Genomic DNA, 20526 nt, shown 5'->3' with positions numbered 1-20526 from the left:
CGTCTTCTTTAGTTAGTTCATGTACCATTATATTTAGATAAAGGTACGGCTAACGATGACAAGCAAAATAAACAATACCAGAATTGTGCCAGTAGAAGTAAAAATGTTGCTGTATCCACCTACTTGGGACATGGTCGGGTACCCTCCTTTAATAATGAAAAGTTTAGGCTTACAAGGTATCATATGGCATCAACCTTGGTCATGATAAAGACATTAACCCATGTGAGGTAAAATAGGCGCTGGAATGCGGATTACTGATAGAGTATAGTAATAATTACAGATACTCGTATTTATAGAGGGGGAGAAGGATTGGAAACAAGAGGAGTAATGGGTGGATTATATAAGATTACAGAGTGGATCACACGAATTGCGGCAAGCAATTTATTATGGCTGTTATGTTCGATCCCATTCTTTTTCGTCGTAGTTAATAAGATCTTGCTGCTTCAGACTATGCCGAATCAGCCCGAAACCTTGACCTATTGGTTAATGGCTGTATTGGCACCGGTTACATTGTTCCCGGCTACGTCGGCGTTATTCTCGGTTACGCGCAAATGGATCATGGGAGAAGCGGATGTGTCGGTGTGGCGTACGTTTTTTAGAGGTTATAAAGAGAACTATAAGCAAAGTCTTCTCGGGGGCATCTTCTATACACTGCTTTGCGTGATTATGATTGTGGATTATAAAGTCTATATGAATCAGATCCCGGGTGCGCAGACGATCGGTTATGTAATGCTGATTTTCCTGTTTATCCTGTTTATTTCCTTGTTTAACTTTTTCTCCATGGTTGTACATTATCATATGGGAATCAAGCAGATTATCAAGAACTCGGTTCTCTTAACGATGGTACGTCCGCTGCGCATGCTTTCCACCTTAATTTGTGCGGCAGCTTTAGTCGTGATTACTTATAAGTTTCCTTTCCTGATCCTGTTTGGATTTGGAAGCTTAATGGCTTATGTCGCATTCTTCAACTTCTACGGTACCTATACGAAAATGCAGCAAATGGCCGAGAAGCAGCAGCCCGAAGAAGACAAGCTGGATGAAGAGACAGATTCACTGCTCTCTGAAGAAGTGAAGACAGATAAATAACTGTACAAGTGGCTTAGGGTACTCCGGGGAAAATTACCAAATATTTTGCTTGCCCGATGAGTTTACTTTTCGGATGTAAGCGTCTATAATAGCAATACATCCTGCGATGTGCGTTTCGATTATACTTTGTTTTGAACCAATGAAGATGTCTTGGGAGATCAATATTGCAGCGCAGCTGATAAGCCCTATCTATATGATTAGGGGACTTCAAAAACGCTTCTGAGGTCACCCACCTGCCAATGCAGGTTCTAAGACAATGTGATCGGACGGCATAAGCGGGATTCCTAATGTTCCTAAATGAGCATCTCCTATTCGAATGAATAGAGGGGTGCTTTTTTGTGCGATCCCTAGTGTGCTCAAATGACTTTTGTTTGCTGACTAACAATGTTAAACTATAGAGAGCGTATACAAATTTCAGATTTGATCCGCACGGACTGAAGGAGGAAATCTATTGTCACTCAAGAGAACGCTGGCAGGGCTGCTGCGAAGCCAGGAAGGAAGCAGCGATCGAGCGAAACTGCCTGAACTAAAAACACGCTATTATCAATTATCCAAAGAAAAAGCATGGGAAGAAATATCCTCTACCATTAAGAAAATTCCAGGGTACAAGCTGCTTCATGAGGTTCCTTCAGTAGGGGAAATTCTGCTTGAGAAGCGCAGCCCGTTCGGACGCATGACGGATATTACCATATCCGTAATCCAGACAGGGCCGATGAGAGCTGCTGTTGATATTTACTCAGCTTCACGCGGATCTATGGGGGATCTTGGATCCAATTACCGGAATATCGTTCAAATATTCGAGGTGCTTGACAAGAAACTTAGTAAATACAAGACTACGGGTGGATAAATGTGAACAAAAAAACGGGCCAAGGATAAGCATTCCTTGTGCCCGTTTTATTTAGATCAGTTCTTTGACAGCCGCCAGGGCTTTGTCATAATCCGGATGCTCGGTCATCTCGTTCAGATACTCGACATAACGTATCTTGTTGTCTGCATCTACCACGAAGATGGCGCGATAATCGATTGCGAATTCCTTGATCAATACGCCGTAAGCTTTGCCAAAGGAATTGTCCTTGTAGTCGGACAATGTAATTACACCCTCAATACCTGAGGCACCGCACCAGCGGGCTTGAGCGAAAGGGAGATCTGCACTTACTGTAAGGATAACAACGTTATCTCCCAGGCTGTCAGCTTCCTGGTTGAAGCGGCGGGTCTGGGCGTCGCATACGCCTGTATCAAGTGAAGGGACAACACTGATCAGCTTGATTTTGCCAGCATAATCTTGCAGAGAAGCTGTCTCCACTAGGTTCTTGTTCAATGTGAAATCCGGTGCTGTATCGCCGACTTTCAGCTCTGGACCTACCAAAGTGATCGGATTGCCTTTGAATGTAGCCGTTTGACGTTCTTGTGCCAAATAAATCTCCTCCTTAATTGGTTTTACATGCCAAAATACATTATAATCTTTTTAAAAAGCGCTTGTCCAATGTTAGGATATTAATTAGGCAAAGGGTGATATAAGTGATCTTCATCCGCTACGAGAACTTAAAGAGTTATTTGCGCTATTATCCCGTGACTTCCTTAATTTTATTGATAAATATCGTTATGTTCCTCCTCGTGGCCTTTAATGGGAATGATCTGCTTAGATTCGGGGCGCTTACTAATGATGTGTCATATGAGCATGAGAAGTGGCGTTATCTAACGGCCATATTTTTGCATGATGGCTTCGATCATATCCTGTTCAACAGCTTCGCCCTTATGGTATTTGCTCCTCCGATGGAAAGGCTGCTCGGTTCCTGGAAATATGCCGTGCTCTATGTAGGGAGTGGTCTGCTTGCCAATGCGCTGAGTATGGCCTATTACAATTATCAAATGGAACCCACCCTCACGGTCGGTGCATCAGGAGCGATCTATGGGGTGTATGGAGCGTTTCTATATGTTGCCTTGTTTCAGAGGCAGTTTATGGATGATGCCTCCCGCAAGACGCTCTATGCTATTCTAATGGTAGGTCTTGTTTTCTCGGTCATTGTAGATAACATCAACTGGACGGCTCATTTGGGTGGGCTGATTACGGGGTTCTTCATCTATGGGATTCTAATTCGGCTATCAAGAAGTCGTTGAACCTGTCTCAGAGTCCGTGGTAGAGTAAGTCTGAATTAGGATGTTTTATTTAGTGGATTGCGTAAAGAGCAGAATGGAGAGGTTAGGGAAGTGGAGTTAAGACAACTGCTGTACTTTGTGAAGGTAGCCCAGAAGGAGCATGTTACGAAGGCGGCGGAAGAGCTGCACGTGGCTCAATCTGCAGTTAGCAGGCAAATTCATCAGCTTGAACAGGAGCTGGGTGTAGATTTATTTATACAAAAGGGGAGAAATGTCCACCTGACTGCGGTGGGTCAATTATTTTGCAGCAGGGTTGAGGCGATCATCAAGGACCTGGAGCTTGCTGTGAATGAAGTACATGAATTTCTGGATCCAGAGCAGGGCGAAATCAGACTGGGGTTTCCGCATAGCCTCGGCATTCACTTAATACCCAGCATTGTAGCTGAATTTCGCAAATTGTATCCCAATGTGAAGTTCAGGTTCAAACAGGGCATGTTCCCATCTCTGATACGAGATGTGACCATGGCTGAGGTAGACCTTGCCTTCATCTCGCCATTTCCGGAGAGTCATGATCAGGTTGTGGGCAATCTTGTCCTAACTGAAGAACTGGTAGCTATTCTACCGCCTAGTCATCCGCTCGCACAAGAGGAGACGATCCATCTGAGTCAACTCAAAGAGGATAAGTTCATCTTGTTCAGCAAGGGCTACTCACTTAGGCCGATTGTCTGGCAAGCTTGCCTGGAGGCGGGGTTCTCGCCCAAGATCGCTTTTGAGGGAGAAGAGACGGATACCATCCGCGGCCTGGTTGCTGCGGGTATGGGAGTCAGTCTTTTGCCTGAAATGGCCTTGTTCCAGACCAACTTGCTGCAACCCGCAAGAGTAAGGATCTCGAACCCGAGGGTGACGCGCACCATTGGACTGATCCATCGGTCAGATGACAAGCTGCCGCTTGTGGCTCAGTCGTTCCGCAAATTTTTGCTGGAGTATTTTGCGTCAGCTTCCAAGTAGAATATACACAAAAGAACCTCCCCGTAGGGAGGTTCTTTTGTGTGTCTATGGTTAATCGCGATTGCTGGTGAAGATAAGAATGTAACGAATCAACTCAAGCAGAGCAACAAGGGCGGCAGCTACATAGGTAAGTGCAGCTGCGTTGAGGACCTTAGCGACGCCGCGTTCTTCTTCATTTGTAATATATCCTTGTGATACCATGACTTCGCGTGCCCGGTTGCTGGCATTGAATTCAACAGGCAGAGTGACGAGCTGGAAAGCTACCGCTGCCGAGAAGAAGATAATGCCTAGACCGACCAGATTCATGAATCCGAAGATAACTCCCGCCAGAAGCAGGATTGGAGCGAATCCGGAAGCGAAGTTGACGACCGGAAACATTTTGTGGCGAATAACCAGCATAGGGTAATGAACTTTGTGCTGTATAGCGTGACCTACCTCATGACAGGCAACGGATACAGCGGAAATGGATCTTTCGTAATAAACGGGCTCAGACAGGCGGACAACCCGTGCGATTGGATCATAATGGTCTGTGAGCGATCCTCTTACGGGTTCTACAGGAACATCGTAAAGTCCGTTGGAGTCAAGCATGTGTCTGGCTGCCTCCTGGCCGGTCATCCCACGTAAGTTAGGAACCTCAGCCCATTTCTTGAAGGTCCCGGATACCCGGAATTGAGCCCATAAGGAGAATATAAAAGCAATAATAATAAGAATATACATACCGTCAAAATACATTGTTCATTCCTCCAACCGTGAAATTAGGTAAATGGTCCATGATTAAGCAGAATACGGATGGCTTCTATACAGGCCATGCTTTGAGGCATTAAATGAGTAAACGCGCGGTTGAGCTGATTAGGCTGAAGCTGGGAGATAATAGGCTCCAGTTCTTTGACTTCACGCTCAAGCTGCTGCATATGGATCTCCAGCGCGGTTAGCTTCTCGGTAACCTCTTCCTCACTGCTGATATGATTCCACAGATCCAGCTTCGCCCGTATTTCTTCCAACGTATATTTCTCCTGTTTCATTTGGTTAATACGCTCAAGTCGGACCAAAGTTTCATGATTATAGAGACGGTAGTTCTTAAGTGTGCGTGACTCCGGTGTAATGAGTCCAATCTTTGTATAGTAGTCAATCGTTCTTTCACTCACATTGGCCTGTTTGGCCAATTCTCCTATGCGGTAAAGCTTCATATCTCCAATAGAATCACTCCCTAAATTCTCATATCCAATTCCTCTATATAGATTGTTCTTTCTGCAAAAAAATGATGGAATGAACGATCCTCGTATAAAAATATAATACACGATTCAAAAGTATACAGTCAAACGTTACGCTTTCGAAAAAGTCAGCAAAAAATGATAAACTTAACACATATATAACATGATAAGTTATACATTACTTATTTTTTAGCCTAATTTAATATTTTTTATTGTATTTTTTGTATAGTTAGCTTTATAATCACATTAATAAATGAAAACATGTTAGATAACATGACATTAAGGAGTGGTCTTCGATGAAGAGGAAGTGGATCGTTGGTTTAATTACAGCAATTATGATTATGGCATTTCCGGTATCTGCTTTTGCAGCGGATGAAGTTACAGCACCGGTACTGGAGATCGGCCTTAATACGATGTTTGTATTCTTGGCTGCCCTGCTTGTATTCTTCATGCAAGCTGGCTTTGCCTTATTGGAAGCCGGCTCGGTAAGGATGAAGAATGCAGGTCACGTTGCCGGTAAAACCGTACTCACTCTTGGTATATCCGTCATCGCCTTCTGGGCGGCAGGCTTCGCATTTGGATTCGGGAACGGGAACAGCTTCTGGGGAACAACCGGGTTTCTATTCAGCGGAGATAGTGCTGCAGGATCATTCGCATCTCTGGCAGCTTCGGATGTCTCCTTGAACGTGAAGTTCCTATTCCAGCTGTCATTTGCAGCTGTCTCTCTTGCTATCGCGTGCGGCGGGATGGCAGAACGTGCGAAATTAAGCGTATATATTATTTTCGGAACATTGTTCATGATTCTTATTTATCCTGTAGTGGCTCACTGGGTGTGGGGCGGCGGATGGCTGGGAAGCTTGGGAATGCAAGATTACGCGGGATCTACAGTAGTCCACTTGACAGGTGCAACGGCGGCGCTGGCTGCGACATTCCTGCTTAAACCGCGTCTCGGTAAATACAACAAAGAAGGTAAACCTAACGTAATTCAAGGACATAATCAAGTGTTGACCGTGCTCGGTGTTATTATTATTTGGATCGGGTGGTTCGGCTTTAATCCTGGTAGTGCTCTTACACCGCTGGCTGATGGATTCTTCGGTTATGTAGCTCTTACCACCAATATTGCAGCAGCTGCAGGAGCCATCGCAGCATTATTCATCTCCTGGGTATTTGCAGGCAAGTCAGACATTCCAAGTATGCTTAATGGAGTACTTGCTGCATTTGTAGCTATCACCGGATCTTGTGCATTTGTAGATGCATGGGCAGCGGTAGTGATTGGTGCTGTAGCAGGAATTATTGGATTCTTGTCTGGAAAATGGTTGGAGCGTGCAGGCCTTGATGATCCCATCTCGGCAGTATCGGTGCACGGTATCGCCGGCGTTTGGGGAGCGGTCTCCACGGGCTTATTCGCTACACCAGAGCTGGTAGCGGCGACTGGCGTGGGCAAACCCGGCTTGTTCTATGGCGGTGGATTCGATCAACTCGGAGTGCAGATTCTTGGAGTAGCTGGAACCTTCGCTTTTGTACTCGTAGCTTCATTCCTGGTGTTGGCCGGTATGAAATGGCTGATCGGTATTCGGGTTACTGAGGAAGAGGAAATGATGGGCCTCGATATTAGTGAACATGGCTCGTATGGTTACCCTGAGCAAATGCAAGCTATTGCAGGAGATACAGGTAAAGAGCCTGCATTAACCCGCAGCACATCGGAGCTTGGATCAATTAGTGTAATTAAATAAGGATACTATTAGGGAGAGGGAGTGGGGCAGATGTCAGAAGCGCTGGCCTATGAGAATAACTATGCGGGCATACGTGCAGCTTCCTCCCCCCGTACATTACGGGCAGAGAGAATTAAAGAACAAAGCCGTCTGCTAGAGGGCTTTAGCACCCTGCCTACACCGGATTGGAACCGTGCCGTCAATCGAATGCATGATGAAGTGATGATTCGTTCTGCCTATCTGGCCGAGCGGGTGATGGAGGCTGAGGGAATTGGCGCGCCGCCAGTCCCTTATGCTTTTGTTGCATTCGGCAGTGGAGGACGCGCTGAGCAGACGCTGTGGAGTGATCAGGATAATGGCCTGATTATCGGTGAAGGCGGGGGAGAGCGAAGCGAGATTTACTATAAATATTTTGCCGCCACATTATCTAAGATATTGGAAAAGGTCGGTTATCCGCCGTGTCCGGGTAATGTTATGCTCTCTAACCCGGTATGGCGTCACACCTTGGGTGGGTGGGAGAGACAGCTGCAGGGTTGGCGTGATGAGCTTCAATGGGAGCAAATGAGGTATTTGAACATTGCCTCGGATATGAGATTTATAGCAGGAAGCAGCGGGCTTGTAAGTGAGTGGAAGAGAATCTTTCAAGAAATAATGGAACCCGGTGATCGGCTGTCGGCTGCATTGCTTCGCGGGACAGTTAGGCATAAGGCAGGATTGAACGTTCTGGGGCAGGTCATCACCGAGCCTTTTGGGGAGCATGCCGGAAGCTTCGATATTAAGTATGGACTTTACATGCCGCTCGTGAACGGACTTCGCTGTATAGCACTTCAATATGGCATTCAAGAGACGTCTACGATGGAGAGACTGCGCATATTAATTCAGCTGGAAGCAATCCCTGGCCAATGGCTTGAAGCCTGCCGCCAATCTTTTCATACCACGCTGAAGTTAAGGTCCCTGACCTCCTATTCGGTCTATGAAGGCATGCTTCAAGGAAGTTCATATTTGAGTCCTTCCTTAATGAAACAGAAAGATGTCTTGCGGGAGCTTAGAGAGAGCCTTGGTACGGTAAAACTGCTGTACAGAACTCTACAGAGACAGCTGCGGTTCTCGGAAAGGAAAGGTCTATGAGAGAGCCTGTGAAGAAAAGCGGAGGCTTCTGGGATGCACTGAGAACTCGCACAGTCCCAACGTCGACGGCATCAATGATAGGGACCCACAGTGCTCAGCAGATTGCTTTTATCAGATCCCTCACCAAAGGACAGCGGAGGCCAGAGACGCTGCATATCCCGCTAACTGAGCTCAAGACAGCTGTATTTGATCTGGAAACTTCAGGTTTCCACACCCGGTATGGGGATGAAATCCTATCTTTCGGGGCTGTGAAAATGGAAGGTGACCGAGTTACCAACGAGACGTTTCATGCACTCAGCAGATCTACTCAGCCCATTTCTAAATCAATTATCGATCTAACCGGTATTACCCAGGAAATGTCTGACCAGGCCCCTCCGCTTGTTGATTCTCTTCATGACTTCATGACTTTCATTGATGACAGAGTTCTTATTGCCCACGGGAGCGCGCATGACAAGTCATTCCTTGACAATGCGCTCTGGAGAACGACAAGGACGCATCTGGGACACCGGGTTCTGGACACGATGATGATCGCAGGCAAACTCGAGCCGGGCAGGGGGATCACAAGTCTAGATGATTGGTTAAATGTCTACGGTATCGAGATTACTGTACGCCATCATGCATTAGAAGACTCCAAGATGACCGCCGCCTTATGGGCGGCGCTTATCCCGAGACTGAGATATAAGAATATACTAACTCTAGGCGACTTATATGTTTTTCTAAGCAAGGGTTAGGGGTTCCAAAGTGAATAATCCATTAGGTTGACGGTGAACGGTGTAGGCGCCAATTTGGGCATCCGGTTCACCGTCTATTGTTGTTCTCGAAGCAATCAGGTAAAGCGGCACCATTTCTCCAAAAAGCTGCAGCTGTAACAAGTCCTCCGCAGAAGGCTCTGGAGATGAGGTAGGATGGGTATGAAATATTCCAAGCAGCCTTGGATTGAAACTGGAAGTAATCCATCCAGTCGGATCCAGAGTGAATTTATGCTGCGGATTGCTTGCGGTGTTGCGGATCGGCTGGAAATGATCAATGATCCATCCATCTTCCGTACGACTTCCAAGCAGTGCCCCGCAGCCCTCCTCAGGAAAGACACGGTATAAATGAGTGACTAATAAGCGGCGTGTTTCTGGGGTAATGACACATTGCTGTTTGGATTGAAGATGCATGGTATTCGCTCCTTTTGAATCTTTATGGAATGAACTGAAGAATTGAACGTTTGGATTCTGGTAACCGTCTGTTTGACAAGGAAATTGGCCACGCAGTCTTTAGTTCAATCCATCTATCTATAGGATATCTGTAACAAATTGCGCTTTAAGGGTACAATAATAGATATGTAACCATATACCCCAATGCAAAGGAAAGAGATCAATGAGACGAAATGGCCTAATCCTGCTGGGAATTGCTCTGCTTCTCGGTGTGGCTCTATATCAAAATTCGGACAATGGAACCCTGTCCTGGTTCAGCTCTTCAGACAAACAGCAGCCCTCTCTAAGTGCTACAGCATTAGCCAAGAGCGGCCTAGAGCCGGGTGCGGAAGCTCCTTCATTCACATTAACAGGCCTTGACGGGAAGACCTATCATGTAGGCGGGAAACGAGATAAGCCGCTGCTTGTCAACTTCTGGGCGTCATGGTGTGATCCCTGCAAGGAGGAAGCGCCTGATCTCGTCAGGATGGCTGACAAGTACAGCCAGAGCCTGGATGTTTATAGTGTAAATGTTACCATGTACGACAAGCTTTCTAAAGCTAAGGAGTTTGTCCAGCAGTACAAGATGACCTTCCCGGTCCTTCTCGATGAGAAGGAAGCCGCTTATCGTAAGTATAACGGGGTGGCATTCCCCACAAATGTATTAATTGACCGAAACGGTGTCATTCAGGATATAATTATTGGCACATTATCTGCAGAACAACTGGAACAAAAAATAAAGGATTTGGTTAAATTGTAATAAAATGTAACGCGATTTGTAAAGAAGGCCCGACTTTTCCTTAGAGAGGATTAGCCGGGCCTTTGATGTCAGTTATACATTTTATATGATGTCCCCATCCCAAATCAATGGTTCACTAGGCCGCCTCGCTGAGATGAGACTTCCTGGTTCTCAAGTTGGGTCTCCCCAAGAAGAGCATAGCGAATACTATCAACAAGAGCTTCCCAGCTGGCTTCGATCACGTTCCCGGATACGCCGACTGTGTTCCAGGAGGTTGAGAGGTCTCTCGACTCGATAAGAACCCGTACCTTGGAAGCTGTAGCATCCATTTCATCCAATACACGGACTTTATAGTCGGACAGATGCATTTCGTTCAGGCGCGGGAAGTAAGTGACCAATGCTTTACGCAGGGCGTTGTCCAGTGCGTTAACAGGTCCGTTACCTTCTGCAGCCGTATAAACGCTGGAGCCGCCAATGTTGATTTTGACGAAGGCTTCCGATACAACGGGTCTGCCTGCCGTCTTCTCTACTAGCATTTTGAAAGATTCGAACACGAACAACTCTGTCAATTCTCCGTTGGCCTGTCTGAGCAGCAGCTCAAGAGAAGCATCGGCTGCCTCGAACTGGTAGCCCTGATGTTCAAGGTTCTTGATCCGGTTAATCACTTCTTTGGTATCCTCATTGTTTGGATCAAAGTCAATGCCCATATCTTGAGCTTTGGAGAGGATGTTGCTCTGCCCCGCAAGCTCAGAGACTAGTACCCGCTGTTTGTTCCCGACCGTCTCAGGCTCAACATGCTCATAAGTGCGGGAATCCCTGAGGATAGCTGATACATGGATGCCGCCTTTGTGAGCAAAGGCCGAGGTTCCAACGTATGGCTGATTATTGGGCATATGCACATTGGCAATCTCGCTGACATAGCGGGCCGTATTCGTAAGCTGGGCCAACTTGGCAGGTGTAAGCACCTCATAACCCATCTTAAGTTGAAGATTGGGGATGATGCTGCACAGATTCGCATTGCCGCACCGCTCGCCATATCCGTTCATCGTTCCCTGGATTTGCCGAGCGCCTGCCTGAACTGCACTAAGCGAGTTGGCTACGGCCAATTCGCAGTCATTGTGGGTATGTATACCCAGCGAAGAATTTGCAGCATGTCCTGCGAGAACGGATACAATACTGTGGACTTCATGCGGCAGGGTACCGCCATTCGTGTCGCACATGACGAGCCAGTCAGCTCCGGCTTCCTCAGCTTTCTTCATGACAGACAGCGCGTATTCCGGGTTGTTCTTATATCCGTCGAAGAAATGCTCGGCATCAAAGATAACTTCGAGTCCTTTCTGCTTCAAATAAGCGATCGAATCATAGATCATAGCCAGATTCTCTTCAAGCGAGGTCTGGAGGGCTGTATGGACATGGAAATCCCAGGATTTCCCGACCAATGTTGCTGCTTGGGCACCGGACTCAATGATGCGATTCAGGTTCGCGTCCTGATCCGCGATGCTGTCTTTACGGCGGGTGCTGCCGAATGCAGCAATCTTGGCGTTCAGCCCCAGGCTTTTAACCCGTTTGAAGAATTCGATATCTTTATTATTGCTCCCCGGAATGCCGCCTTCAATATAATGCACGCCCAGCTGATCGAGCTTCGTGGCGATCTTTAATTTGTCGTCCGCAGACAAACTGATTCCTTCGCCCTGTGTGCCGTCGCGCAAGGTCGTGTCGAAGATGGATAAGGCCTTTGACATAGTGGAGAGTCCCCCTTTAAAAGTCATGAAAAAATATCGGTAATTTTGGTATAATGAAATATTATATCACTTGTTTTTTTAAATGTAACACGGATTCGAATTTTTTGCATAAAACCGTTATATTTTCTGAAATGAGGGATTCCGGTGAGGAACGTGGAGGATTATTATCCCGCTAAAGGCCGGGTCATATTTCATATTGATATGAATGCTTTCTATTGTTCTGTACATGAAGCCGAAGAGCCGCATAAGTATAAAAATAAACCTACGGCAGTCGCCGGGAGCGTAGAGCTTCGTAAAGGTGTCATTGTGACCTGTTCCTATGCTGCGCGTCAGCTTGGAATCTCAACAGGCATGCTGGTGAGTCAGGCACTTAAAATTTGTCCTGATTTGATTGTTATCGCACCGAACTTTCATTTGTACCGACAGTATTCCAAAGCCTTCATGAACATCGCTTATGGATATACTCCCCTTCTTCAAGCAGTGTCTATTGATGAATGTTATCTGGATATAACGGGTTCGAAGCAGTTTGGCACTCCGCTGGAGATCGCGAAGGAGATCCAGGAGAGAATCATGACAGAGCTTGGGCTTCCATGCTCGATCGGCATCGCTCCGAATAAGCTGCTGGCCAAGATGGGCTCCGATATGAAGAAGCCGAACGGGATTACAGTTGTTCGGATTAGAGATGTACCGAAGCTCTTATGGGATAGACCGTGCGGTGAAATGTACGGAATTGGCAGGAAGACAGCAGAGAAGCTTCAGAAGATGGGAATTTATACACTGGGCCAATTAGCCGGGACGGATGAACGTGTGTTATCTGAAAGATTTGGAGTGATGGGGCTCTGGATGAAGCAGGCCGCTTACGGGCTCGATGATTCCCCTGTCAAGGAAGAGCAGGGCAAGAACAAATCCGTTGGCCATACAACGACGCTACCGAGAGACATCAGCAGCATGGAGGATGTCTCACGGGTCATGCTGAACCTGGCCGATCAGGTAGCAAGGCGGCTGCGAAGACAGCAAATGATGGCACAGACTATCCAGATTACGATCAGAACCCCGGACATGAAGACAATTACCCGCTCACAGACTTTGGACCGGGTAACTGAGAATATGGATGACATCTACCGGGAAGCCTGTAAATTGTACCGTAGGCATTGGAAAGAAGATCGACCTGTGCGGCTTCTTGGAATTACACTACAGAATCTGGTCCCCAAAGAGGAGTCGGCGCTTCAGCTCGATCTGTTCGATTATGAGAAGCAGCCGAAGAAAGAACAGCTTACCAAGGCCATGGATATGCTGAGGGACAAGTTTGGAGAGAATGCCGTACTTACTGCAGGCATGCTTGGCGATGACCCCTCCACGCTGATTCGAAATCACAAGATTCGGGGCACCTCATTGCAGACGGATTTTCTGCGTGAGAAAAGGGAAGAATGATAATGATTATCAGCGGTTTGCCCGCTGAAATCATTTGAAATTGTGGTTATATTATATTATATTGTACATGGTGGAACGCACCGGACTTGTACCGTCTTATATTAGGAGGCAGATTAATATGGCGAAATATACTTGGGTGGAGAAAGACACATGCATCGCGTGCGGCGCATGCGGCGCAACAGCTCCAGATATTTATGATTACGATGATGAAGGTTTGGCAGAAGTTATCTATAAGGATGACGCCAACCATGGTAACACGGAAATTGGTGAAGATCTGTATGATGATCTGCAGGACGCTTGTGACGGCTGCCCTACGGATTCCATCAAGATTGCTGATACTCCATTTAACAAAGAGGGTTAAGCCCTTCTATAGCAGTTCTTGCTGACCAGGAGACATCTTCCGCTGACCATGTGGGGGGTGTCTCTTTGTTATTGCCACAGTGGCTGTCTATTGAAGTTTCGATTATGGGTCGCAAGTCTTGTCTTTCTCATCTGTTTCTTTAGACTCTGATATGCTTGGGAAAGTCTGCCGATAAATAGATAGAATTATACATAATTAAGTGGAAAATAATGGGTTACCTTTATGGGTTCAGCTCAATAAATAGGGAGGTTGCGATGAGTCCATCATACCTCAAGAAATACGTTCAAATGCATCCGGATAACAAGATGGCGTGGTATTTGCTTGGAAAAGAATATGAAAGAGGCGGCCAGACAGGGAAAGCCAATTACTGCTTCAATAAGGCTGGTCAGATCTACGAGGCGTTCGAAAGCAGCAAGGTACCGGCGGAAGTATGGAAAGAATATGAAGCAAGACTTATGGAAGCTTCTGCCCAAAAGGAAAAGCGGGGCAGGCGCAGACGCAGACGCAGACTGCTGGTCACACTGATGTTCCTGCTGCTATTATTCATCCCGAGTATGGACGATACGGATGTTCACACGGACGCTGTAAGTTCGGATTATGACCCATCCGTGGAAGACTTGTATACCCTGTCTGAGGTGTCAGTGAACGATGTAACTCCTGCGGGGCGTCAGGAGGCCTCATTGACGTTCACAGCAAGTTCTCTTAGAGATGCTTCCAGAAGGGGAGCGGCAATTGATGAACTGCTGAGCAGTTCGAAGCCCAAGGCTCGTCTGACGGCGGTACTTGGCATGGAGCAGAAGGGACGCTGGCTGCTGTGGAAGCGGAATATGCCTGTAATGTTCACGGTTGAGCGCGATGCGGCCAGCGGTAGATCCGCTGTGCAGGCTTTCGATGCGAAGAGCTGTGACTGCAAACCGCCGGATGCCGGTCCGCTTCAGAAGAAGGCGCGGCAGTGGACGAAGGAGCAGGAGGCCTATGCGGTGGTGTCTTCAGCGATTGGCCATTTTACTAATAAGAACAGACAACTCCCAAAGGGGCTAAGCGAGCTTATCCAGCCCTATCCGAACAATTGGATTGCCGGCACCAGCCCGGAGCTTGAACAAGCCTTCAAGCAGGCGCTTCAGCTTGCTAAGCAGGAGATTGATGCCCAGAAGAGCTATAGACCTTCCGGCGCTGCATCAGGAGGCAGTGCCAATCCAAGTCAAAGCAAGGCAGCCGCCGCAGGACCTGTACCCTTCTTGGTTCAGCCTTTGGAAATCCTAGTAGACAAGAGCAGCCATGAGCTTGCCTTGGTCAGCGGGAATGTGGTTGTGAGAAGCTATACGGTTGGGCTTGGAGGTGATCGAACCCCTGAAGGAACCTTCATGATCACGGAGAAAGTCATTAATCCGAACGGAAAATCCAACGGGGAGTTCGGCAGCCGCGGAATGCAGCTTTCGGATACGAATTATGCCATCCATGGAACGAATGAGCCGGACAGTGTAGGGAAGGATGAATCGAAGGGCTGTATCAGAATGAGCAAGGCGGATGTGGAGGAGCTGTTCGATCTGGCTCCCGCGGGAACCAAGGTGACGATTGGAAAGGGGATTGCACCTGAGCTAGCCGGGCGCACAGAGGAACGTTTTGTTGTCCCGGTTAGACAGAATCAGACCAATCCCCGTAAGACATATCATTGGTTGAACTAACTCTTGCTCCAGATCAGGAGTACGGTAAATACAATTATGATGGCAATTAATATAGAACCGCTCCAGATTAACGCCTTTTTGTTAACTTCTTCTTTCTTCTGATGAAGTGTTGGCGGCTTGCGTTTGGTTGACATAGAGCTCATACCCCTTTCATTTCATAACTTTCCTACATATCTTGTAATAATGAAGAGCCTTCTAATGCTATTGTAATGGCTTTCATTCTGAATATCTATATGGTTTGTCCTTGAAAATATGGACCTTTGTCCAAGACTTTTCTTTTCACATAGAAAACGCTAAACTGAGAAATAGGGCAGAATGTCCACCGAGAGAGGAACGGAGTGAGTGAACAGTGTTATATCGCAACGTGGGGAAACCCGTATTCTTCCGAATAGATCCCGAGAAAGCGCACCATTTAGTGATCGGCGGGTTACATAAAACGGCCAAGATGCCGGGAGGCATATCGCTTCTTAATAAAATATACGGTGTGCAGGAAACACCGGATTTGGCAGTTGATTTGTTCGGCATTCATTTCCCGACACCGGTCGGGCTGGCTGCTGGTTTGGATAAGAACGCTGAAGCGGTAGAGGGCTTCTCCTCGATTGGCTTCGGATTTATGGAGGTAGGGACCGTAACCCCTGTAGGTCAGCCCGGCAATGATCAGCCGAGGTTGTTCCGTCTCCCTCCCGATGAGGCACTGGTCAACAGAATGGGGTTCAATAACAAGGGTGCAGAAGCCATGGCAAGTACTTTGGCTGCTCTTCCTGCCCGGCGCGTTCCTATTGCCGTGAATATTGGGAAGAACAAAGTGACCCCGAATGAAGAAGCGCATCAGGATTACGAGAAATGTATTTCTGCGCTATATCCGCATGCTGACTTTTTTGTAGTTAATATCAGCTCGCCCAATACACCGGATCTTCGCGCGCTACAGCACGGGAGTGAGCTTGCCTCTTTGCTGTCTGCGGTGATGCAGGAGATGAAGGTTCATAATGAGAGATCAGGCAAATCCAAAGCTGTACTGGTCAAAATAGCTCCGGACGTGAGTGATGAGGAGCTTGAGTATATGGTTAATACCATTACAGCCAGCGGCGTATCGGGGATTATCGCGACGAATACAACCATTTCCCGCGAAGGTCTTACCCATACGAACGCGAAGGAGACCGGAGGACTTAGTGGACGACCGCTGAAGCAGCGCTCTACTGAGATTATTTCAAGAATATACCGTCAGACCGAAGGCCGGCTGCCGATCATCGGATCAGGGGGCATCTTCGATAGTCAGGACGCCTATGAGAAAATTCGTGCCGGCGCAAGTCTGGTGGAGATATACACCGCGCTCATATATGAAGGCCCGGAGATTAATCGCCGGATTCACCGCGGATTGCGTGAACTGCTTGCGCGTGACGGGTTCACCCATATATCCGAAGCGGTTGGAGCCGACCACCGATAAGCGGCGCCGGGAGCTAGAGAGGAGCACACACAATGGATGGCAGAGATTGGGGAACATTTTTGCTTCCGTATGAACAGGCCGTAGAAGAATTGAAAGTCAAATTCAAGACGATGCGATCCGAGCTTAAGAAACGGGAAGAGTACGCACCGATTGAATTCGTGACCGGACGGGTTAAGAAATTATCCAGTATTCTGGATAAAGCCAAGCGCCTTAATGTATCTATGGATCAACTGGAGACCGGAATTGAAGATATTGCAGGTATACGGATCATGTGTCAGTTCGCTGAGGATATTCGAAGAGTAGCTGAATATATTCGTAATCGCAAAGACCTAAAGGTCTTGTATGAGAAAGATTATATTACTAATTATAAAGACAGCGGCTACCGCAGCTTCCATATGATTGTGGAGTATCCGGTACAGACAGCTCTAGAACAGAAGATGGTGCTGGCCGAAATTCAGATTCGCACACTGGCTATGAATTTCTGGGCTACGATCGAGCACTCGCTGAATTATAAATACCGGGATAGCCTGCCCGAAGACATGCGTGAGCGTCTGAAGAAGGCGGCCGAGGCTGCTTTTGTCCTTGATAATGAGATGTCCAGCATTCGTCAGGAGATCCTTGATGCACAGAAATCCTTCGAGGATGATTCAAGTCTGGTGGCCCAAGCTTTGAATTCCATTCATCAGCTGTATTTCTATCACCTCGTCAACGAAGCGATTGATGCTCAGCGGCGGTTCAATGAGCTATGGGAAGCGAAGGACCTGGCGTCCATGAAAGAGCTGGTCGATGAAGTGAAATCTCTTCTGAAGGCTGCGCGCAGAGCGGAGCGACCGGATGAAGTATGATCCGCTTTATGTAGCGTATCTGATTTATTTTAACCGCGATCGTGATTTTTTTGAATGCCATGAGGTTCTCGAAGAATTGTGGCTTGCCAGAAATCGTGAACCTCTGTATAAAGGGCTGCTGCAGGTAGCGGTAGGGTTATTTCATTTCCGTAGAGGAAATATTAAAGGCAGCTATAAGATGCTTCAGTCTGCGGCGGATAAGCTTCGGAGTTATCCGGATGATAGCCTGGGAATTGATTTGGGCAAAGTGAAAGAAGATGTCAAGCAGATGGTCGGCAAGCTGGATCCTCATTCAGGCGAGCCGACTCCTTATTACGATATCACTATTCAAATTATAGATTCTAAACTTGAGCGTGCTGTGAATCTCGCATCTTCGGAACTTATGCCGAATATACCGATTCAAATTCATCCTAAGCGAGGAGAGAAGCATGCGCTGCGGGATCAGAAATTTAACGACAAATAATCACACGGCCCGCTGCTTGTAATCTGGCAGCGGGCCGCTTGCGAGTTAGAGAGGGTGTCTGTATGGCTGTTCAACTGCCTTCTGCGTTCTTGGAACGGATGGAGAAGTTACTTGGAGATGAATATCCGGCATTTCTTGATTCCTATGATGCGCCGCATTTTGCCGGTGTACGGGCGAATCTACTGAAGATTAATCAAGCAGAGTTCGAACAAATGGTTCCTTTTCCGGTAAGGCCTATTCCTTGGTGCAGCACCGGCTATTATACGGAGGAAGGGCTGAAGCCAGGGAAGCATCCATATTATCACGCTGGACTCTACTACATTCAGGAACCAAGCGCCATGGCCCCCGTCGAGGCATTGGGAATTCAGCCGGGTGACCGGGTGCTTGATCTGTGTGCAGCACCAGGTGGCAAATCTACTCAAATTGCTGGGAAGCTTCAAGGTACTGGAATCTTGGTAACCAATGATATCAGCGCGGAACGAACAAAAGCATTGGCCAAGAATATAGAACTTTACGGAGTAAGGAATGCCGTGGTGCTGAATGAGACACCGGATCGGATCGCTAAGGCATTCTCACACTTCTTTAACCGGATATTGATCGATGCTCCGTGTTCTGGCGAAGGCATGTTCCGTAAGGATGCAGATATGGCCCGTCAATGGGAGAAGCATTCGGTTGAGAAATGCGAAGCCATGCAGAAGGATATATTGAAAAGTGCGGCGGAGCTGCTGGCTCCAGGCGGAACCATTGTGTACTCTACCTGTACATTTGCGCCCGAAGAGAATGAGGGCATGATTGCTGCCTTTATCAGCAGACATCCCGAATTTAGCATCGTGCCCATTCCCGAGGAATGGGGGATCTCGAAGGGCCGTCCCGAATGGCTGAAGCAAGCTGGCGTATCCGAGAAAGATCAAGAATATACGGCAGAAGCGGCATGCGAGACTTCGAATTGCGGCAGACTGTGGCCTCACCTCATCGAAGGAGAAGGTCATTTTGTGGCTGTGCTCCGCCATAATGGTGATGCAGCGGAGATGGAAGTGATGGATGCTCATATACCCGCATCGGAGAAAATGAATATTAGCCAGCATCGGCGCCCCGCGGGGGACAAGCTGTCACGCCGTAAGAAGAACGGACCGCCGGAGAGATCGGAGCCTACTGAGCAGGAGCTGCTGGGCAGCTGGAACAGCTTCGCAGCGTCCAACTTGAAGCTTAAGAGCGAGGGCGAGCCAATTATGTTCGGGGGCAATGTATATTTGTCCCCGCTTACCAAGGACCGGCTGAATGGGCTCAAGACGGTAAGACCGGGGTGGTATGTGGGCACGGTGAAGAATGGAAGATTCACACCGGGCCACCCCCTGGCTGCTGCGCTGCGCCCCGAAGAAGCCCTGCGCACGCTATCTTTATCCTCCGAAGACGGAGAAGCGGTCCGTTATTTGAAGGGAGAGACGCTGGCTATCTCCGCCGATCGAATACAGCGCATCGAAGGCGCTGAACCCAAGGGTTATGTGCTCGTCTGTATAGACGGATATTCTGCGGGATGGGGCAAGTGGCTGGATGGAATGCTTAAGAACGAATATCCTGCAGGCTGGAGGTGGACTTAGATCCATGGATAAAGGAAAAAAGACGCAGCGGGTAGACAAGATTCTGGGACATCTGGGGATGGGCTCCAGAGCCGATCTCAAAAAGATGGTCAAACAGGGCAGAGTCTCGCTTAACGGACAGATATTGAAAGATAGTGGAGCCCAAGCGGACCCCTATCATGATCGGATCGAAGTGGATGGGGAGCCTGTGCTGTACCGGGAGTTCATCTATATCATGCTGCATAAGCCTGCCGGAGTAATCTCCGCAACTGAGGATAACAGAGACAGAACCGTGATTGATCTGCTTCCGGCTAAATATAAGGTATTCTCTCCATTTCCGGTAGGCCGGCTTGATAAGGATACGGAAGGGCTGCTGCTGCTCACCAATGATGGGCAGCTCGCCCATGATTTGCTGTCCCCGCGCAAGCACGTCCCCAAAACCTATTATGCTGACGTACGCGGCCTGATTGGGCAGGAGGAAGTGCTGCGATTTGAACAGGGAGTTGAACTGGACGACGGCTATATGACACTCCCGGCCAAGCTGGTTGTTACCGGGCAAGATCACGATGAGGAGGGGCCGGTCAGCCGGATTTTGCTGACGATCTCGGAGGGCAAGTTCCACCAGGTGAAGAGAATGTTTGAAGCTGTAGGTTCTAAAGTGATTTATTTAAAGAGAATATCGATGGGCCGTCTTGTTCTGGATGAGGCTTTGCCCAAGGGGGCTTTCCGTGAACTGACGGAAGATGAACTAGCCCTGCTTCGCTGAATTAGGCGGTCAGCAGAAATATGTTATATAATTAATTATACATAGAGAGG

General features: G+C 47.8%; 23 protein-coding genes and 1 other RNA gene. 17 read left to right on the top strand and 7 right to left on the bottom strand.

The genetic code is table 11. The annotated features are described in order from the left end of the window. Window positions 1-33 precede the first annotated feature (33 nt). Complete coding sequence (locus EJP77_RS19100; RefSeq protein WP_127200862.1) at window positions 34-132, bottom strand: dihydroorotate dehydrogenase; 99 nt, start codon at window positions 130-132, stop codon at window positions 34-36. A 177-nt stretch (window positions 133-309) separates the two neighbouring features. Between EJP77_RS19100 and EJP77_RS19095 the strand changes: the two genes are divergently transcribed. The 3 genes from EJP77_RS19095 to EJP77_RS19085 all read left to right on the top strand — a co-directional run bounded on the left by EJP77_RS19095 (window position 310) and on the right by EJP77_RS19085 (window position 1933). Next, window positions 310-1086: a YesL family protein gene (locus tag EJP77_RS19095; protein WP_127200861.1), complete on the top strand. Its 777-nt coding sequence runs from the start codon at window positions 310-312 to the stop codon at window positions 1084-1086. 95 nt (window positions 1087-1181) lie between these two features. Continuing rightward, window positions 1182-1372, top strand: a non-coding RNA gene (ssrS, locus tag EJP77_RS19090) — 6S RNA. A 165-nt stretch (window positions 1373-1537) separates the two neighbouring features. Further along, window positions 1538-1933, top strand: coding sequence for a DUF1499 domain-containing protein (locus EJP77_RS19085; protein WP_127200860.1), 396 nt, complete (start codon window positions 1538-1540; stop codon window positions 1931-1933). A 51-nt stretch (window positions 1934-1984) separates the two neighbouring features. Here EJP77_RS19085 and tpx read toward each other — a convergent pair whose 3' ends face one another. Next, on the bottom strand, window positions 1985-2500 hold the full coding sequence (gene tpx / locus EJP77_RS19080; RefSeq protein ID WP_127200859.1) for a thiol peroxidase: 516 nt from the start codon (window positions 2498-2500) through the stop codon (window positions 1985-1987). Between the two features lie 104 nt (window positions 2501-2604). On the opposite strand from tpx, the gene EJP77_RS19075 reads away from it, so the two are divergent. After that, on the top strand, window positions 2605-3204 hold the full coding sequence (locus tag EJP77_RS19075; protein WP_127200858.1) for a rhomboid family intramembrane serine protease: 600 nt from the start codon (window positions 2605-2607) through the stop codon (window positions 3202-3204). A 90-nt stretch (window positions 3205-3294) separates the two neighbouring features. Further along, on the top strand, window positions 3295-4191 hold the full coding sequence (gene gltC, locus EJP77_RS19070) for a glutamate biosynthesis transcriptional regulator GltC (protein ID WP_127200857.1): 897 nt from the start codon (window positions 3295-3297) through the stop codon (window positions 4189-4191). Window positions 4192-4242: 51 nt separating this feature from the next. Here the strand turns inward: gltC and EJP77_RS19065 are convergent, their stop codons facing one another. Beyond that, window positions 4243-4923 (bottom strand): zinc metallopeptidase, encoded by a 681-nt coding sequence (locus EJP77_RS19065; protein ID WP_127200856.1) that lies wholly within the window; start codon window positions 4921-4923, stop codon window positions 4243-4245. A gap of 23 nt (window positions 4924-4946) precedes the next feature. Beyond that, window positions 4947-5378 (bottom strand): MerR family transcriptional regulator, encoded by a 432-nt coding sequence (locus tag EJP77_RS19060; protein WP_127200855.1) that lies wholly within the window; start codon window positions 5376-5378, stop codon window positions 4947-4949. Window positions 5379-5698: 320 nt separating this feature from the next. Here EJP77_RS19060 and EJP77_RS19055 point away from each other — a divergent pair, with 320 nt between their 5' ends. From EJP77_RS19055 to EJP77_RS19045, 3 genes are read left to right on the top strand one after another with little or no spacing between them, the layout of a single operon-like run. Further along, the gene (locus tag EJP77_RS19055; protein ID WP_127200854.1) at window positions 5699-7135 is read left to right on the top strand and encodes an ammonium transporter; all 1437 of its coding nucleotides are present in this window, start codon (window positions 5699-5701) and stop codon (window positions 7133-7135) included. A gap of 30 nt (window positions 7136-7165) precedes the next feature. Next, window positions 7166-8242 carry a DUF294 nucleotidyltransferase-like domain-containing protein gene (locus EJP77_RS19050; RefSeq protein ID WP_127200853.1) on the top strand — a complete coding sequence of 359 codons (1077 nt, stop codon included), beginning with the start codon at window positions 7166-7168 and terminating at the stop codon, window positions 8240-8242. Beyond that, on the top strand, window positions 8239-8973 hold the full coding sequence (locus EJP77_RS19045; protein WP_127200852.1) for an exonuclease domain-containing protein: 735 nt from the start codon (window positions 8239-8241) through the stop codon (window positions 8971-8973). Before EJP77_RS19050 ends, EJP77_RS19045 begins: the two co-directional genes overlap by 4 nt. Here the strand turns inward: EJP77_RS19045 and EJP77_RS19040 are convergent. Next, window positions 8959-9405, bottom strand: a complete 447-nt coding sequence (locus tag EJP77_RS19040; protein ID WP_127200851.1) for a M67 family metallopeptidase — start codon at window positions 9403-9405, stop codon at window positions 8959-8961. The genes EJP77_RS19045 and EJP77_RS19040 overlap by 15 nt on opposite strands. Before the next feature lie 202 nt (window positions 9406-9607). Between EJP77_RS19040 and EJP77_RS19035 the strand changes: the two genes are divergently transcribed. Further along, complete coding sequence (locus tag EJP77_RS19035) at window positions 9608-10183, top strand: TlpA family protein disulfide reductase (protein ID WP_127200850.1); 576 nt, start codon at window positions 9608-9610, stop codon at window positions 10181-10183. A 104-nt stretch (window positions 10184-10287) separates the two neighbouring features. Here EJP77_RS19035 and cimA read toward each other — a convergent pair whose 3' ends face one another. Further along, entirely contained in the window at window positions 10288-11904 is a 1617-nt protein-coding gene (gene cimA / locus EJP77_RS19030) for a citramalate synthase (protein WP_127200849.1), read from the bottom strand. 144 nt (window positions 11905-12048) lie between these two features. On the opposite strand from cimA, the gene EJP77_RS19025 reads away from it, so the two are divergent. The 3 genes from EJP77_RS19025 to EJP77_RS19015 all read left to right on the top strand — a co-directional run bounded on the left by EJP77_RS19025 (window position 12049) and on the right by EJP77_RS19015 (window position 15381). Further along, on the top strand, window positions 12049-13335 hold the full coding sequence (locus tag EJP77_RS19025; RefSeq protein WP_127200848.1) for a DNA polymerase IV: 1287 nt from the start codon (window positions 12049-12051) through the stop codon (window positions 13333-13335). Between the two features lie 118 nt (window positions 13336-13453). Further along, window positions 13454-13696, top strand: a complete 243-nt coding sequence (locus EJP77_RS19020; RefSeq protein WP_127200847.1) for a ferredoxin — start codon at window positions 13454-13456, stop codon at window positions 13694-13696. Between the two features lie 254 nt (window positions 13697-13950). Then, complete coding sequence (locus EJP77_RS19015) at window positions 13951-15381, top strand: L,D-transpeptidase (protein WP_127200846.1); 1431 nt, start codon at window positions 13951-13953, stop codon at window positions 15379-15381. Here EJP77_RS19015 and EJP77_RS20740 read toward each other — a convergent pair. Then, the gene (locus EJP77_RS20740) at window positions 15378-15515 is read right to left on the bottom strand and encodes a hypothetical protein (protein WP_185897400.1); all 138 of its coding nucleotides are present in this window, start codon (window positions 15513-15515) and stop codon (window positions 15378-15380) included. The two genes, EJP77_RS19015 and EJP77_RS20740, sit on opposite strands and share 4 nt — an antisense overlap. Before the next feature lie 215 nt (window positions 15516-15730). On the opposite strand from EJP77_RS20740, the gene EJP77_RS19010 reads away from it, so the two are divergent. From EJP77_RS19010 to EJP77_RS18990, 5 genes are all read left to right on the top strand, one after another. After that, entirely contained in the window at window positions 15731-16825 is a 1095-nt protein-coding gene (locus EJP77_RS19010) for a quinone-dependent dihydroorotate dehydrogenase (RefSeq protein ID WP_127200845.1), read from the top strand. A gap of 32 nt (window positions 16826-16857) precedes the next feature. Continuing rightward, window positions 16858-17670, top strand: a complete 813-nt coding sequence (gene yjbM / locus EJP77_RS19005; RefSeq protein ID WP_127200844.1) for a GTP diphosphokinase — start codon at window positions 16858-16860, stop codon at window positions 17668-17670. Further along, window positions 17660-18133, top strand: a complete 474-nt coding sequence (locus EJP77_RS19000) for a DUF309 domain-containing protein (RefSeq protein ID WP_127200843.1) — start codon at window positions 17660-17662, stop codon at window positions 18131-18133. Before yjbM ends, EJP77_RS19000 begins: the two co-directional genes overlap by 11 nt. Window positions 18134-18195: 62 nt before the next feature. Beyond that, window positions 18196-19731: an RsmB/NOP family class I SAM-dependent RNA methyltransferase gene (locus tag EJP77_RS18995; RefSeq protein ID WP_127200842.1), complete on the top strand. Its 1536-nt coding sequence runs from the start codon at window positions 18196-18198 to the stop codon at window positions 19729-19731. A 4-nt stretch (window positions 19732-19735) separates the two neighbouring features. Then, a complete protein-coding gene (locus tag EJP77_RS18990; protein WP_127200841.1) occupies window positions 19736-20476 on the top strand; it encodes a pseudouridine synthase in 741 nt (246 codons plus the stop codon). Window positions 20477-20526: the final 50 nt, after the last annotated feature.

Origin of the sequence: Paenibacillus zeisoli, from assembly GCF_003994465.1 — a bacterium.
In the GTDB taxonomy this organism is placed as follows: Bacteria; Bacillota; Bacilli; order Paenibacillales; family Paenibacillaceae; genus Fontibacillus; species Fontibacillus zeisoli.
This window is presented reverse-complemented; position numbering and strand designations above follow the sequence as displayed.